The following is a 14482-nucleotide window of genomic DNA, read 5'->3' on the forward strand; positions in this document are numbered from 1 at the left end:
CGACGATGTTCTGGCGCAGCCGTTCGACGTGGAAATTCATGGGCTCTCTCATCTGTCCAAAGCAATTGGAAACGCGGGCGGGGCCGCCGGCCCCGCCATTTCGTCGGCGACCGTCAGGCGGCGCGCAGAGGCCGTGTCAGCGGGATCGGCGCGGCCGGCTCCGAACGCGGCACGCGGCCTTCGACCGGATGGCTCGGATCATTGAACCCATGCGTTGAGGCATGACCGGCAGTGACGAGGCGGTCGACAAAGGCCTCGTCCTCGGCGCTCAGCCTGAAGTCCAATGCCTTCGCATAGCTGTCCCACTGTTCCTCGGTACGCGGGCCGGCGATCGCCGCCGTGATCAGCCGGTTGTTCAACACCCAGGCCAGCGCGAAATCGGCGGCCGAGACGCCGCGTGACTTTGCGTGCGCCGCGATCTGCCTGGCGATCTCGATCGATTCCGGGCGCCACTCGGTCTCGGCGATGCGCTTGTCGCCACGGCCGGCCCGCGTGTCGGCGGCAGGCGCCTGGTTCGGCTCGTATTTGCCGGTCAGCACGCCGCGCGCCAGCGGGCTGTAGGAGACGACGCCAAGACCGTAGTAGGCGGCCGCCGGCAGCTGTTCGGCCTCGGCGGTGCGGTTGACGATGTTATAGAGCGGCTGGCTGGCTACCGGCCGGTCGATGCCGAGTTCATCGGCCAGATGCGCGACTTCGGCGATGCGCCAGCCACGAAAGTTGGAGACGCCGAAATAGCGCAGCTTGCCCTGGCGGATCAGGTCGGCGATCGCCCGCACCGGCTCTTCCAGCGGCGCATCGAAGACGGCGCGGTGGAAGTAGAACAGGTCGATATAGTCTGTTCCCAGGCGCCGCAGGCTGTTCTCGACCGTCTGGATCACCCATTTGCGCGAATGGCCGCCGAGATTAGGCCCCTTGTCATGCGAGTTGACGAACTTGGTCGCCACGACCCAATGATCGCGCGTCACCTTGATACCGCGACCGACGACTTCCTCGGACTTGCCGTTGTGGTAGACGTCGGCGGTGTCGATGAAGTTGATGCCTTGCTCGCGCGCCTTGTCGATGATGCGATGCGCGACCGTCTCCTCGGTCGGCCCGCCGAACATCATCGTGCCCAGGCTGAGCGGCGAAACCTTCAGGGCGCTGCGGCCAAGATAGCGGTAGTCGGACATTTTTCTGCTCCGTTGAATTTCAGTTGATGGTTGGTTCGGCGTAGTGGCAGGCGACATGGTGTCCCGGCGCGATCGCTCGGAACGCCGGTTCCTGCGAACGGCACAGATCGGTCGCCAGCGGGCAGCGGGTATGGAAACGGCAGCCGCTGGGGATGTTCTGCGGGCTTGGCAGATCGCCATGGATCGGCGCGGCCTGACGTCGGCGCGCCGGGTCCGGCACGGCATCCATCAGCGCGCGCGTGTAGGGATGCTTTGGCGAGGTCCACAGCGCCGCATTGTCGGCGCTTTCGACAATGCGTCCGAGATACATCACCAGCACCCGGTCGGCGAAATAGCGAACGACTGATAGATCGTGCGAAATGAAGAGATAGGACAGGCCGAGCTGACGTTTCATGTCGACCAGCAGGTTCAGAATCTGCGCCTGGATCGAAAGGTCGAGCGCCGACACCGGCTCGTCGCACACAACCAGTTCCGGATTGAGGATCAGCGCCCGGGCGATGCCGATGCGCTGGCGTTGCCCGCCGGAAAATTCATGCGGGTAGCGGCCAAGCGAATCCCTCGGCAGACCGACACGCTCGATGATGTCCTCGACGATGGTGCGCCGCTCGGCCGTGTTGCCGATGCCATGGACCTTCAGTGGTGCTGTCAGGATGTCGCCGATCGTGTGGCGCGGATTGAGCGATGCGAACGGATCCTGGAAGATCATCTGGATATTACGGCGCGCCGCCTTCAGCCGGCGCGTGTCGAGAACGGTGATGTCGGTGCCGTTGAACTCGATCCTGCCGCTAGTCGGGTCGACCAGCCGCATGATGGTCTTGCCTAGCGTCGATTTTCCGCAACCGCTTTCGCCGACGAGACCAACCGTCTCGCCGCGTCCGACTTCGAGGGATACGCCATCGACGGCGCGCAGCGTGCCGCCCTGGGCGTGGAAATGGGTGGAAAGGTCAGAGACCGAGAGCAGCGCCATGCGCAACCTCCGGAATGAAGCTGTAGGGGCAGGCGACTAGACGATCCTCGCTCACCTCGACGAGGTCGGGTACGAAATGGGCGCAGCTGTCGCGCGCCACCGCGCAGCGCGGGCGGAACGGGCAGCCCTTTTCGCCGGCGGCCGAGACGATACTGCCGGGAATCTCCGTCAGCCTGGCGTCGCGGTAGTGGAGATTGGTCTTCAGCCGCGGCGACGCCGCCAGCAGGCCGCGCGTATAGGGGTGAAGGGGTGTTCTGAACAGTGCGTCCGGCAGCGCCTGTTCAACCTTGCGGCCGGCATACATGACGACGACCTTGTCGGCCCATTGTGCCACGACACCAAGATCGTGGGTGATGAGCATGACAGCCATCGACAGTTCGCGGCGCAGCGTATCGAGCAGGTCGAGCACCTGCGCCTGGATGGTCACGTCGAGCGCCGTCGTCGGTTCGTCGGCAATCAGCAGGCGCGGCCGGCAGGCGACGGCGATGGCAATCATGATGCGCTGGCGCATGCCGCCGGAAAGCTGGTGCGGATAGTCATCGATGCGCCGCTGCGGATCGGGAATGCGAACCAGATTGAGAAGCTCGATGGCACGGTTCCGCGCTGCCTTGCCGCGTATGCCTTCGTGCAGCGTCAGCACCTCGGTGATCTGCCGGCCGATGGTCAGCACCGGATTGAGCGACGTCATCGGCTCCTGGAAGATCATGGCGATCTCGCGTCCGCGCAGGCTCCGCATAGCCTTCTGGTCGAGACCAAGCAGATCCTTGCCGGCGAATTCGATCCTGCCATTGGGTATTTTCGCCGAGCGCGGCAGAAGCTGCATCAGGGCGAGCGCGGTCAGCGACTTGCCGGAGCCTGATTCACCAACGATCGCCAGCGTCTCGCCCTCACCGACCTCGAAGCTCAGCCGGCTGACCGGCTCGGCGGTCGGGAAGCGAACCGTCAGATTGTCGATCCTGAGCAAAGGAGCCGCCATCTCTATCGCTCCTGTGAGAAGCGCGGGTTGAGCGCGTCGTTGAGGCCGTCACCGATCAGGTTCAGCGCCAGCACGGTAAAGACGATCGCCAGTCCCGGAAGCGCTGTCAGATACCAAGCGGTGCGGATCAATTCCCTGCCCGCTCCGATCATCGAGCCCCAGCTGACGACGTTGGGATCGCCGAGGCCCATGAAGGACAGCGCCGATTCCATCAGGATCGCGGTCGCCACCATCACCGACGAGGTCACGATCAACGGCGGCAGCGCATTGGGCAGGATCTCGCGGAAGATAATGCGGACATGGCCGTAGCCGAGGCTGCGGGCGGCCATGACGAAATCCTTCTCGCGGATGGCCCGGAACTCGGCGCGGGTCAACCGCGCCACCGTCGGCCAGGTGATGACGGCGATCGCCACTGTCACGACAGGCGCGGTCGGCTGCGCGATCGCCACCATGACGACCAGCAGCACGAAGCTCGGTATGGTCTGAAAGATCTCGATCAGGCGCACCAGCAGGTCGTCGATCCAGCCGCCGAAGTAGCCGGCGGCGGCGCCGACCAGGATGCCGAAGCTGAGGCCGAGCGCGGTCGCCACCAGGCCGACGAACAGCGAAATCCGTGCGCCATGCAGAATGCCCGAAAGCACATCGCGGCCCATGGAGTCCGTGCCCAGTGGGAAGGCTGGGTTCTGGCCCGGCCACAGGAAGGGCCGCGCCACCATCGATAGCGGATCGGCCGGATAGAGGACTGGTGCCAGCAGTGCGGCCAGCACGACCAGTGACAGGAACACAACGCCGAACATGGCGTTGGGATTGCGCAGGAAAACCTTCAGCGCACGCCCGCCAGCGGCTATCGGCACCGACGCTGCCGAAGCGGAGCGTGCGTCGGGCGCGTGGAGATTGCTCCAACTCTTTGCCTCGGGTTCAGGCGGTGCCGCGGGCCCGCGGGCATCGGCATGGAGACGGCGGGAACGGGCATCGCCCGCGGCGAAATCGGTGGAAGCCATCAGCGTACTCCGATGCGGGGATCGAGCCAGGCGTGCAGAAGATCGACGGTCGCGTTGGCGATGATCACCAGCAGCGACGACAACAGAAGGATGCCGAGCAGCACGGTGAAATCGCGGCCCATGACCGCTTCGAAGGCGAGACGCCCGAGGCCGGGCCAGGAATAGACAGTCTCGACAACCACGGCGCCGCCGAGCATGCCGCCGACATGCATGCCGGCCATGGTGGTAATGGGGATCAGCGCGTTGCGCAGGACATGGCGAATGGTGATGATGGCCGGCGGCAGGCCCTTGGCTGCGGCGGTGCGCACGTAGTCCTGCGACTGGACCTCCAGCATCGCCGCTCGTGTCAGCCGCGCATAGATCGCCACGTAGAACAGCGCCAGCGACAGTGCCGGCAGGATCATGTAGCGCGCCCTGTCCCAGAGCCCGGCAAGGCCGGTCAGGTTGCTGCCGATGGTTCCCGAGCCGCCGCTCGGCAGCCAGCCGAGCTTGACCGAAAACAGCACGATCAGCATCAAGCCGATCCAGAAACCCGGGATTGAATAGAACAGCAGCGAAATAACGGAGAGCACACGATCCGGCAGGCGCCCGGCAAACACCGCCATCACCGATCCAAGGGCGAGGCCGAGCACAATGGCGACGGCCAGAGCCACCGCCATCAGCACTAGCGTGCCGGGCAGCCGCTGGCCGATCAGGTCGGCGACCGGCATGCCGTAGCGCGGCGAAAAGCCGAGGCTGAAATGCGCCAGATTGTAGAGATAGTTGAACAGCTGGACGAGAAGCGGATTGTCGAGCCCGAAGCGCTGGCGAAGCGCCGCCATCGTTTCGACAGTGGCCGAGCCAGCCTCGCCGGCCATGACATCGGCGGCATCGCCGGGCGCGAGCTGCAGCAGGAAGAAGTTCAGGATGACGATGCCCAGAACGGTCGGCACCGCCTGGATGGCGGTGCGCCGGAAGGTTCTGCCAATGCGCGTCAGGGTCGACATCGTTTTCGCTATCCCGGCTGTGGCTGACGATGCGGGTTTGCTGTTTCCCGGAAAGTTCCGCGCTTTTTAGTTGACAAGATTTATAGACATTGTCAAACCTGATTTAAGAAATTTTATCCTGCAAATGGCTTCATTGCAGAATAGAATTTTATTTCATACTACAAACTTAGCTGTTTGAAGTATGAAATCTTAAGCGCGGGAGCAGGTCGGCCAAATCTTTTCGCAAACGGGCCCGCTCTTGGAACGACGGATTTTTAGCCTGGCGGCCGACGATCGGCCGATCGGGTCCGGCAGCAAAAAAGGACCAGGACGCTATGTCTCATTTCCTCAGTCCGAACCGCCGCAGGTTCCTCGGCATCTCGGCGGCCGCGCTCGGAGCGACCCTGTTGCCTGCATCGCGCAGCGCCTACGCCGCCGAGCCGAAACAGGGTGGAACGGCGACGCTGGTGCTCTCGGCTGAGCCGCCTGTGCTGACGACCATCGCCCACACGGCATTCAATTCGGTCTACGTCTCGGCAAAGACCACCGAGGGCCTGCTGACCTATGATTTCGATCTCACGCCGCGCCCATCCCTGGCCAGACAATGGTCAGTCAGTGGCGATGGGCTGCAATACACCTTCAAGCTGCGCGAAGGCGTGAAGTGGCATGATGGCCAGCCGTTCACCGCCGCCGACGTCGCCTATTCGATCACCACGATCAGAGAGGTTCATCCGCGCGGCCGCAACACCTTCCTCAACCTTGTAGACATCCAGACGCCGGATCCGCTGACCGTAGCGCTGGTTCTGTCGAGGCCGGCGCCTTACTTGATCACGGCCCTGGCTGCGGCCGAAACGCCAATCGTGCCGAAGCACCTCTATGACGGCACAAAGGCAGCCGAAAATCCGGTCAACGTCGCTCCGGTCGGCACCGGCCCGTTCGTCTTCAAAGAATGGGTGCGCGGCAGCCACATCGTTTACGAACGCAATCCTGACTACTGGGACGCACCGCGCCCCTATCTCGACCGGTTGATCGTGCGCTTCATCCCGGACGCTTCGGCGCGCGCGCTGGCGCTGGAGACCGGCGAGATCGATCTGGCGCCGGCAACGCCGATTCCGTACAGCGATTTGCAGCGTTTTGAGACGCTGCCGCATATCGGCTTCGAGAAGCAGGGCTACCAATATTCCAATGGCATCAGCCGGGTCGAATTCAACCTGGAGAAAGCCTATTTCCAGGATGTTCGCGTCCGCCGTGCCTTCGCCCATGTCATCGACCGCAACGTCATCCGCGAGACGATCAACTATGGCTATGGCGAAACCATTCCAGGCCCGATCAACCCCAATCTGAAGAAGTGGTTCGTCGCCGACCTGAAGACCTATCCGGTCGACACGGCCGCCGCCGATAAACTGCTCGATGAAGCAGGCTTGCCGCGCGACGCCAACGGTACCCGGCTCAAGCTTGTCCACGACTATGTCCCGAGCGGCGAAACCTACAAGCGCGGCGCCGATTACATCAAGCAGGCATTGGCCGCGGTCGGGATCGAGGTCACCGTGCGCAGCCAGGATTTCGCCACCTACACCAAGCGCATCTACACCGACCGCGACTTCGACTTCACCTTCAACGGCATGAGCAATCTGTTCGACCCGACGGTAGGCGTACAGCGCCTCTACTGGTCGAAAAATTTCAAACCCGGCGTGCCGTTCTCCAACGGTTCGAAATACAGCAATGCCAAGGTCGACGAACTTCTTGAAGCGGCCGCCGTCGAGGTCGACCACGAAAAGCGCTTCGAGCAATGGGCCGCGATCCAGCAGATCCTTGTCGAGGACCTGCCCGATATCGGCATCGTCAGCCAACCGGAAATCACCCTCTACAACAGGCGCATAGCCGGTCACACGGTGGGCGCCGAGGGCAATGCCGGCTCCCTCGCAACCGCCCATATCGTCGCCTGAGCCCTGACCCGTGCGCGGTCCTTCGCACGGGTTCCCTTCCTCCACCCGAGAAAGTTCGCCATGACGCTCGCCCACAAGCCTGGTTCCATCGTCGGCACGCCCTTCTTCAAGGCGCCGACCGACTATCCGGACAGCCCGCTGTCGAAAGCGCTTCAGCAGCCGGTGCTGCTCGGGCTATTCTTGCCGATCCAGGCCGGTGGCTGGACCAACTCGACCTTGCCGCGCTCGACCGACTGGCGCTTCGACTACAATCGCGACCTGACGTTGAAGGCCGAGGAGCTTGGCTTCGACCTCGTCTTCGCGCTCAGCCAGTGGCTGCCCAAGGGCGGTTATGGCGGTGTCTTCAACGGCCAGGCGCTGGACAGTTTCGTCTCCGTCGCGGCCATGGCCGCGATCACCAAGAAGATCATGCTGATCTCGACCATGCATGTTCTCTACGGCCCGTGGCACCCGCTGCATCTGGCGAAATTCGGCGCCACACTCGACCACATCTCCGGCGGCCGCTGGGGCATCAACGTCGTCACCGGCCATCGCGCCGTCGAACATGAAATGTTCGGCTGGAACCGTATCGAGCACGACCGCCGCTATGAACTCGCCGCCGAGTTCGTCGAAGTGCTGCAGCGACTGTGGCAGGACGACGAGAATTTCTCATTCTCCGGAGAATCGAGCTGGAAGCTCAATGGCGGCTTCGTCACGCCCAAGCCGAATTATGGACGGCCGATCCTGGTCAATGCCACCGGCTCCGACGCCGGCATTTCCTTTGCCGGCCGTTATTCCGACATCGTCTTCGTCACCAGCCCGGCCGGCTCCGACATCGCCAGCGCGCTGGAAGCGCTGCCGGCGCATACGAAGAAGGTGAAGGACGCAGCCCTCGGCGTCGGCCGCACCGTGCGCACGCTGCTCAACCCGCTGGTCATCAGCAGGCCGACCGAGAAGGAGGCCTGGGCGGTCGCCGATGAGATCGTCGCCCATGCCGACAGCCGCACGCCGAAAGGCTTCCAGACCTTCAACAGCGATGCCCAGGCCTGGAAAGGACGCGAGGGCCGCGACGATCCCTACGCCAAGGTCGGCGGCAACATTTATCTCATCGGCACGCCCGAACAGATCGTCGACCGGTTCGTCAAGTTGAAGGACGCCGGCATTGACGGCCTGCAGCTGTCCTTCTTCGATTTCAAGCCTGACCTCGAATTCTTCGGCGAGAACATCCTGCCGCTGATGAAGCAGGCCGGCCTGCGCAACACCTAAGGAGCCATCATGACCGCGACTGCGATCTCCGAAATCTGGTACACACGCTGCCCGGTGCCGACGCCTGTCGGGCTCGCCGCACAGCTCGGGCTTCTCGACGAGACCTTTCGCAAGGAGGGGATTGAATTGAAGTCGATCATCGATTCGCCCAATCGCGACATCCGCCAGAGCCATTTCAACCACACGCTCGACTGGTCGTTCCGCCACGGCGGCAACGTGCCGCCGATCCGCGCGCGGTCCGAAGGGCGCAAGACGCGTCTCGTCGGCATCACCTGGACCGACGAATTCCAGGCAATCATCGCCCTGCCCGGTTCCGGCATCAGGACAATCCAGGACCTGAAAGGCCGTCGCTTCGGCATCGCCCGGCGCCCCGAGGGAATCGTCGACTTCATGCGAGCGACGGCGTTGAAGGGACTGGTCTCGGCGCTCTCGCTCGAGGGCCTTGGCTATGGCGACGTCGAGATCGTCGACATAGCGCTGGCCGACAGCGTGCTCGACAGCCAGGAAGGACCGTCGCTGTTCGGCCTCAAGCGCAAGCAGGCCTATGGCGAGGAAGCCGCAGCCCTGATCCGGGGCGAGGTCGACGCCATCTATGTCAAGGGCACGGCCGGCATCAATGTCGCCAATCTGATCGGCGCCATCCAGGTCGTGGAATTCGGCTTCCACCCCGACCCGAACATCCGCATCAATTCCGGTTCGCCGCGCGTGCTGACCGTCGATGAACTGCTGGCGGAACAACGCCCCGATCTGGTCGCGCGACTGATCGAGACCATCCTGCGCGCCAGTGCCTGGGCCGAGGCGCATCCGGAAGAGACGCAGCGCTTTGTTGCCCGCGAAGCCGGGGCCACCGAGGAACAGGTGCTGGCCGCCAATGGTCCGGATGTCCATAAGCATCTCGGCCTCGGACTGCAGCCTGAGCTCGTCGCAGCGGTTTCCCACTATAAGAGTTTCCTGCGCGACTGGGGCTTCCTCGCCGGCGATTTCGACGTCGAGCACTGGGTCGATCGCCGGCCGCTCGATCTGGTGAACATTCGGGCCGCCGCCTGAGAGAAAGCCAACGTCATGATGTCGACAATTGCCGAGTTTCCGCAACTCCTCGAGAAAGTGGCCGGCCTCGCCGACGACTTCGCGCTGACCGCCGCGCATCACGACGCGACCGGGGAATTCCCATTCGCCAATTTCGACCGGCTTCACCAGGCGGGGCTGCTTGGCCTGGTCACGGCGCGCGAACATGGCGGCTTCGGTGGCGGGCTGACGGAAGCACAGGCGGTGATCGCCGAGATCGGTCGTGGCGAGCCGTCGACAGCGCTGGTGCTGGCCATGCACTACAACAGCCAGTATGCGATGCGGAAATCCGGAAAATGGCCGCGCCATCTGGTTCAGCGGATTGTCGAGGCCGGGCGTCTTGGCCCTGCCCTGATCAACGCCGCCCAGGCCGAGCCCCGGATCGGCTCGCCAGCTCATGGCAAGCCGCCCGAAACCATTGCCCGGCGGGACGGCAACGTCTGGCGGATATCCGGCCACAAGAACTACGTCACCGGCATTCCTATTCTGAAATGGGTGAACTTGCTGGCGCTGACCGACGAGCCGCAGCCGCGTCTGGCTTCATTCCTGGTGCCGACCGACGCGCCTGGATTTCGCGTCGAAAAGACATGGAACGCCGCCGGCATGCGGGCGACGGCCAGCGACGACATCATTCTGGATAATGTTGCGGTTCCTGCCGAAGACATCACCGAGGCGCAGCCGGCATCCGAGCCGCTGAGGCGCGAGGAAAGCGCGACGGCGTTCTTCTTTTCGCTGATCGGCGCTGTCTACCACGGTGCCGCCCGTGCTGCCCGTGACCGGCTGGTCTCCTTTGTCAGCACGCACGCGCCGGCAAGTCTTGGTGCGCCGCTGTCGACCGTGCCGCACATCCAGTCAGGGCTGGGCGACATAGAGGTTCGGCTTGCGAGCAGCGCGCGGCTGCTGCGTTCACTCGCCGAAGATGTCGACGCCGGCCGGCCTGTGGGCACCGACGGCATGACGGTCAGGCATGTCGTCATCGACAATGCCGTTGCCGTCACCTCGCTGGCGCTGGAGGTTGCCGGCAATCCAGGCCTTAACAGAGATTTCCAGCTTGAGCGCCACCACCGTGATGCGCTGACCGCCCGTTCCCACGCACCGCAGAACCACATGATCCGCACGATCGCCGCCAAGGCGACGCTCAGCCGCCATACCGCCCGGCAGTTGGCCGAGACACCGGCTATTGCCGCTGGCAAGCCCAGGCTCGTGGCGGTCGGTTGAGCGCCATGACAACAGAACATGTCGAAGTCGCCATTATCGGCGGAGGCCCCGGCGGCCTGACACTGGCGCAAGGCCTGAAGAAGAACAGCATCAGTGTCGCGGTCTTCGAGAAGGACCGCGCCCGCACCGACTATGTCCAGGGTTTTCGTCTGCGCATCCGCCAGCGCGGCATCGATTCGCTGATCGCCAATTTACCGCCGGAACTCTACGACGCTTTTGTCGCCACGCTCGGCCAGGCGCCGGATCGCAACATCCTGCTCGACGAGAATTTCAACATCCTGGGCGAGGATGCCTGGGGCGGCGGCAACGCGCCGGGCGAGGCCGACGACACGCATATCGAAAAATCGGTAAGCCGTATCACGCTGCGCCAGGTGCTGTTGTCCGGCCTCGACGGCATCGTGCGCTACGGCAAGGTCTTCTCCCGCTACGACGAGCAGCCGGATGGTTCGGTCGTAGCGCATTTCGAGGATGGCTCGACAATCCATGCCGATGTGCTGGTCGGTGCCGACGGCGCCCGCTCGCGCGTGCGCCAGCAACTGGCGCCGCATGCCAGGAGCTTCGACACCGGCGTCAGGCGGCTGGCCGGCAAGATGACGCTGCATGCCGCAGCCCTTCACCAGATCTCGCCGGTGCTACTCGACTACAATGCCGGCGTCAGGCCAACCGAAGGTCATGGGCTTATGGTCACCAGCCACAGGGTCAATGTCGACGCCTTCCGAAAGCATGGACTGATCGGGCTGGACGACGCCACCCACAAGGATTTTTCCGGTTTCCATTTCAACAACACCACCAGCTATGTCTGGTGGAACACCGCCTATGAAAAGAACGAACTTGCCACGGACGACGCGCTGGCAAAGCTCTCCGGTTCAGAACTGATCGACCTGCTGATCTCGAAGATCGCCCACTGGAACCCGGAAATCCTCAACCTCATCCGCTACACCGACCCATCGACGGTGGCGCTGCTTCATGTCCACAGCTCCGAGCCTGTCGATCCCTGGCCGACGAAACCGGTGACGCTGCTTGGCGATGCCATCCACGCCATGACCTATTTTCGCGCGCTTGGCGGCAACACCGCGATCTACGACGCCGGACTGCTGGTGCCGGAGCTGGTGGCCGCCAAACGCGGCGACAAGCCGCTTCTCCAGGCGCTGTCGGAGTATGAGGCCAAGATGCTGGAGCACGGCGCCAAAGCCGTGCGGTCTTCGCTGACGGCGATGCAGAAGAACGTGCTGGCGGGCCGTCGCCGCCAATCGGAAGCCGCCGAATAGTGGCCCCCGAAAAAATCGCCTGACAGTGCTCCTGCCCTACGCCGCTTCCACCAGGCTGGTCGACTGGAAGTCGTACAAGAGGATCGCGATCTCGAAGCCGCGCCGCTGCAGCCAATGCGCCGTCGTCGCCGCGCGGACACCGAGCAGATCGTCGATCAGCACGACGCGGGCGCCGCGCACGGCGATGGTGCGATAGGCGACACCGAGCAACTGCCCGCCCTCAGACGCGATCGACCCCGGAATATGCGCTTCGGCGAACTCGTCGGGCGTGCGCACGTCAAGCAGGTAGGTCGTCCGCGTTTCGTCCTTCGCCCAGTTTGCGGCCGTGGCCGCATTGATGCGGGGAAAGCTGTCGCCTTCGGCAAGCTTTGCGATGTGCTCCCCGGCGAAACGCTTGGCATCCTCGCTTGCCGGACCATAGATTGCGGTCTTGCCGGTTTCGAGTGCAAGACCGGCCTCGCGCCATGCCCTGGTGCCGTCGTGCAGATAGGCGACCCGGTTGGGCACGCCGGCATCGATCAGTGTCTGCGCCCCGATGATGGCGCGCGGCAGGCCGGCGCAGGAGACGACAACCTGCGTCTCCGGTGAACGCACCAGGTCGGCGAAGCGTAGCACCAGCTCGGCGCCCGGCACGCTGATGGCGCCCGGCACATGGTCCTTTTCGAACTCCGCCACCGTGCGGCTGTCGAGCACCACCACGTCGGCGCCTCGGCCTCTGAGCACCGCGAGCTCTTCAACGCTGACGACCGGGGTCCCCTTCTCGTCGCGGATCGCCAGCGAAAAATCGACGCCCGGCGTATCGAAGGTCGGCAGGTCTTCAACGCCGCTTTGCGTCCATTCCGGAATTCCACCGTTCAGCGAAAACAGCTGGGTACGGCCATACCCCACCAGTCGTTCGATAAGTTGCTCGGCAACGCCGCTGCCGTCGTCCGCCAGCACGGTGCGCACCGATTTGCGCGGGATGAAGCGGTCGATCTCGGCCTCGACCTGAGCCGCGGGCAGGTTGGTGGCGAACAGCGGCGATGCGTATCCGACAGTCGCGCTGTCGCGAATGTCTAGCACCGCCAGTTCTTCGCCATCCGCCAGCCATTGGCGAAACATTTTCGAATCGATCGTCCTGTCGCTCATGATGCTTTCCTCTCTTGCTGTTCAGCGGCGCCACGGATCGGACGCGCAAGGCCGAGGTTCTCGCGCAACGTCCCGCCTTCGTAAGCAGTCCGGAACAGACGCCGCCGCTGCAGCTCCGGAATGACGAGGTCGACAAAATCGGTGAGGCCCGTCGGCAGGATCGGCGGCATGACGTTGAAGCCGTCCGCCGCGCCACCGGCGAACCACTCCTCCATCATGTCGGCCACATCCTTTGGCGTGCCGACGATCTGGAAATGGCCGCGCGCGCCGGCAACGGCGAGATACAATTGGCGGATGGTCAGGTTCCGGCTCGCGGCCAATTCGGAAACGACTTTCAGGCGGCTCTTCACGGCATCGGAACTGCCCAGTTCCGGCAACGGTCCGTCGAGTGAATGGCCGGAAAGATCGACACCGCCGAGCAATCCTGAAACCAGCGCCACACCAACCACAGGATCGACCAGGCGCTGGATCGCATCGAACTTGTCCTCGGCCTCCGTGCGCGTCGGTGCGACGACCGGGAAGACACCGGGCATGATCTTCAAGCTGTCGGCGGAGCGGCCAAACGAGCCCAGCCGGCCTTTCAGTTCGCCGTAAAAGCCGCGCGCCGATTCGATGGTCGGGTGGGCGGTGAAAACCACCTCCGCCGTCCGCGCCGCCAAGTGCTGGCCGGCATCGGACGAGCCCGCCTGGACGATGACGGGATGGCCCTGCGGTGGGCGAGCGACGTTGAGCGGTCCCTTGACGCGGAAATGCCGGCCGGCATGGTCCGGGGCGTGGATGCCGCGCCGGTCGATGGCGATCCCCGAAGCCTTGTCGGCGACGAAGGCATCGTCGTCCCAGCTGTCCCAAAGCTTCTGCGCGACAGCGACGAATTCCTCGGCGCGGGCGTAACGGTCGGCATGAACGGGATGCTGGTCGAGGCTGAAATTCGCCGCCGCCGGCGCATCGGCTGAGGTGACGACATTCCAGCCTGTCCTGCCGCCGCTGAGATGATCGATCGAAGCGAACAGCCGCGCCAAGTGGAACGGCTCCCAATAGGTGGTCGAGGCGGTCGCAACGAGCCCGATCCCTTGCGTGATGGTCGAGAGCGCCGACAAAAGCGTCAGCGGCTCGAAATGCACGACATGGCCGGTGCGCTCGAAGGTGTCGATCGGCTGCTCGCCATTGCGCGCGCTGAGACTGTCGGCCAGAAACACCATGTCGAACAGGCCACGCTCGGCAGTGCGCGCGGCGTCCGCATAGTGCTGGAAGCTCAGGCCCGGATTGGCAGGCACATCGGGATGGCGCCAGGCAGCGACATGATGGCCCGATCCGCGAACAAAGGCTCCAAGCCTTATCTTTCGATTTTCAGTCATCAGCGGTTCTCGGGCTGGTCGCAAAGGGCGTTCCTATCTAGCGCCTGCCAAACCCGCTGAGTGAAAGAATGCCTTTCGTCAGCTGGCAATTATTGTTTTTTGACATCGGGTTACGGGAAAGCACGATGATCGTTGCCGGGGCGATGGGCTGGAGCCACGACCACCGGCGTCGCAAAGGT

The 14482-nt window shown here is 63.8% G+C and carries 12 protein-coding genes; 5 read left to right on the forward strand and 7 right to left on the reverse strand.

Annotated elements, in window-relative coordinates; genetic code table 11:
* Positions 1-113: 113 nt before the first annotated feature.
* Genes NKJ81_RS08330 through NKJ81_RS08350 form a run of 5 tightly spaced genes read right to left on the reverse strand, consistent with a single transcriptional unit; the run spans position 114 to position 5099 of the window.
* A complete protein-coding gene (locus tag NKJ81_RS08330) occupies positions 114-1169 on the reverse strand; it encodes an aldo/keto reductase (protein WP_352471354.1) in 1056 nt (351 codons plus the stop codon).
* Between the two features lie 19 nt (positions 1170-1188).
* Complete coding sequence (locus tag NKJ81_RS08335; RefSeq protein WP_352471355.1) at positions 1189-2136, reverse strand: ABC transporter ATP-binding protein; 948 nt, start codon at positions 2134-2136, stop codon at positions 1189-1191.
* Entirely contained in the window at positions 2114-3112 is a 999-nt protein-coding gene (locus tag NKJ81_RS08340) for an ABC transporter ATP-binding protein (RefSeq protein ID WP_352471356.1), read from the reverse strand. The genes NKJ81_RS08335 and NKJ81_RS08340 overlap by 23 nt, the downstream gene beginning before the upstream one ends.
* 2 nt (positions 3113-3114) lie before the next feature.
* Positions 3115-4113: an ABC transporter permease gene (locus tag NKJ81_RS08345; RefSeq protein WP_352471358.1), complete on the reverse strand. Its 999-nt coding sequence runs from the start codon at positions 4111-4113 to the stop codon at positions 3115-3117.
* Positions 4113-5099 carry an ABC transporter permease gene (locus tag NKJ81_RS08350; protein ID WP_352449708.1) on the reverse strand — a complete coding sequence of 329 codons (987 nt, stop codon included), beginning with the start codon at positions 5097-5099 and terminating at the stop codon, positions 4113-4115. The genes NKJ81_RS08345 and NKJ81_RS08350 overlap by 1 nt, the downstream gene beginning before the upstream one ends.
* A gap of 314 nt (positions 5100-5413) precedes the next feature.
* Between NKJ81_RS08350 and NKJ81_RS08355 the strand changes: the two genes are divergently transcribed.
* The 5 genes from NKJ81_RS08355 to NKJ81_RS08375 are packed head-to-tail and all read left to right on the forward strand — an operon-like array spanning position 5414 to position 11820.
* The gene (locus NKJ81_RS08355) at positions 5414-7024 is read left to right on the forward strand and encodes an ABC transporter substrate-binding protein (protein WP_352540160.1); all 1611 of its coding nucleotides are present in this window, start codon (positions 5414-5416) and stop codon (positions 7022-7024) included.
* Between the two features lie 60 nt (positions 7025-7084).
* Positions 7085-8269 (forward strand): LLM class flavin-dependent oxidoreductase, encoded by a 1185-nt coding sequence (locus NKJ81_RS08360; protein WP_352540161.1) that lies wholly within the window; start codon positions 7085-7087, stop codon positions 8267-8269.
* A 9-nt stretch (positions 8270-8278) separates the two neighbouring features.
* Positions 8279-9316: an ABC transporter substrate-binding protein gene (locus NKJ81_RS08365; RefSeq protein WP_352540162.1), complete on the forward strand. Its 1038-nt coding sequence runs from the start codon at positions 8279-8281 to the stop codon at positions 9314-9316.
* Positions 9317-9334: 18 nt separating this feature from the next.
* Positions 9335-10552, forward strand: coding sequence for an acyl-CoA dehydrogenase family protein (locus NKJ81_RS08370; protein ID WP_352540333.1), 1218 nt, complete (start codon positions 9335-9337; stop codon positions 10550-10552).
* A gap of 5 nt (positions 10553-10557) precedes the next feature.
* A complete protein-coding gene (locus NKJ81_RS08375; RefSeq protein ID WP_352540163.1) occupies positions 10558-11820 on the forward strand; it encodes an FAD-dependent oxidoreductase in 1263 nt (420 codons plus the stop codon).
* A gap of 36 nt (positions 11821-11856) precedes the next feature.
* On the opposite strand, the gene NKJ81_RS08380 is transcribed toward NKJ81_RS08375, so the two are convergent.
* Positions 11857-12948, reverse strand: a complete 1092-nt coding sequence (locus NKJ81_RS08380) for a rhodanese-like domain-containing protein (protein WP_352540164.1) — start codon at positions 12946-12948, stop codon at positions 11857-11859.
* A complete protein-coding gene (locus NKJ81_RS08385) occupies positions 12945-14306 on the reverse strand; it encodes an LLM class flavin-dependent oxidoreductase (RefSeq protein WP_502904279.1) in 1362 nt (453 codons plus the stop codon). The genes NKJ81_RS08380 and NKJ81_RS08385 overlap by 4 nt, the downstream gene beginning before the upstream one ends.
* Between the last annotated feature and the right edge of the window lie 176 nt (positions 14307-14482).

Origin of the sequence: Mesorhizobium sp. M0018, assembly GCF_040323955.1 — a bacterium.
Lineage (GTDB): Bacteria > Pseudomonadota > Alphaproteobacteria > Rhizobiales > Rhizobiaceae > Mesorhizobium.

What these genes read in the sequence shown, in the direction of transcription:
- NKJ81_RS08330 (WP_352471354.1), bottom strand. Translation starts at nt 1,169, where the DNA reads ATGTCCGACTACCGCTATCTTGGCCGCAGCGCCCTGAAGGTTTCGCCG.
- NKJ81_RS08335 (WP_352471355.1), bottom strand. Translation starts at nt 2,136, where the DNA reads ATGGCGCTGCTCTCGGTCTCTGACCTTTCCACCCATTTCCACGCCCAG.
- NKJ81_RS08340 (WP_352471356.1), bottom strand. Translation starts at nt 3,112, where the DNA reads ATGGCGGCTCCTTTGCTCAGGATCGACAATCTGACGGTTCGCTTCCCG.
- NKJ81_RS08345 (WP_352471358.1), bottom strand. Translation starts at nt 4,113, where the DNA reads ATGGCTTCCACCGATTTCGCCGCGGGCGATGCCCGTTCCCGCCGTCTC.
- NKJ81_RS08350 (WP_352449708.1), bottom strand. Translation starts at nt 5,099, where the DNA reads ATGTCGACCCTGACGCGCATTGGCAGAACCTTCCGGCGCACCGCCATC.
- NKJ81_RS08355 (WP_352540160.1), top strand. Translation starts at nt 5,414, where the DNA reads ATGTCTCATTTCCTCAGTCCGAACCGCCGCAGGTTCCTCGGCATCTCG.
- NKJ81_RS08360 (WP_352540161.1), top strand. Translation starts at nt 7,085, where the DNA reads ATGACGCTCGCCCACAAGCCTGGTTCCATCGTCGGCACGCCCTTCTTC.
- NKJ81_RS08365 (WP_352540162.1), top strand. Translation starts at nt 8,279, where the DNA reads ATGACCGCGACTGCGATCTCCGAAATCTGGTACACACGCTGCCCGGTG.
- NKJ81_RS08370 (WP_352540333.1), top strand. Translation starts at nt 9,335, where the DNA reads ATGTCGACAATTGCCGAGTTTCCGCAACTCCTCGAGAAAGTGGCCGGC.
- NKJ81_RS08375 (WP_352540163.1), top strand. Translation starts at nt 10,558, where the DNA reads ATGACAACAGAACATGTCGAAGTCGCCATTATCGGCGGAGGCCCCGGC.
- NKJ81_RS08380 (WP_352540164.1), bottom strand. Translation starts at nt 12,948, where the DNA reads ATGAGCGACAGGACGATCGATTCGAAAATGTTTCGCCAATGGCTGGCG.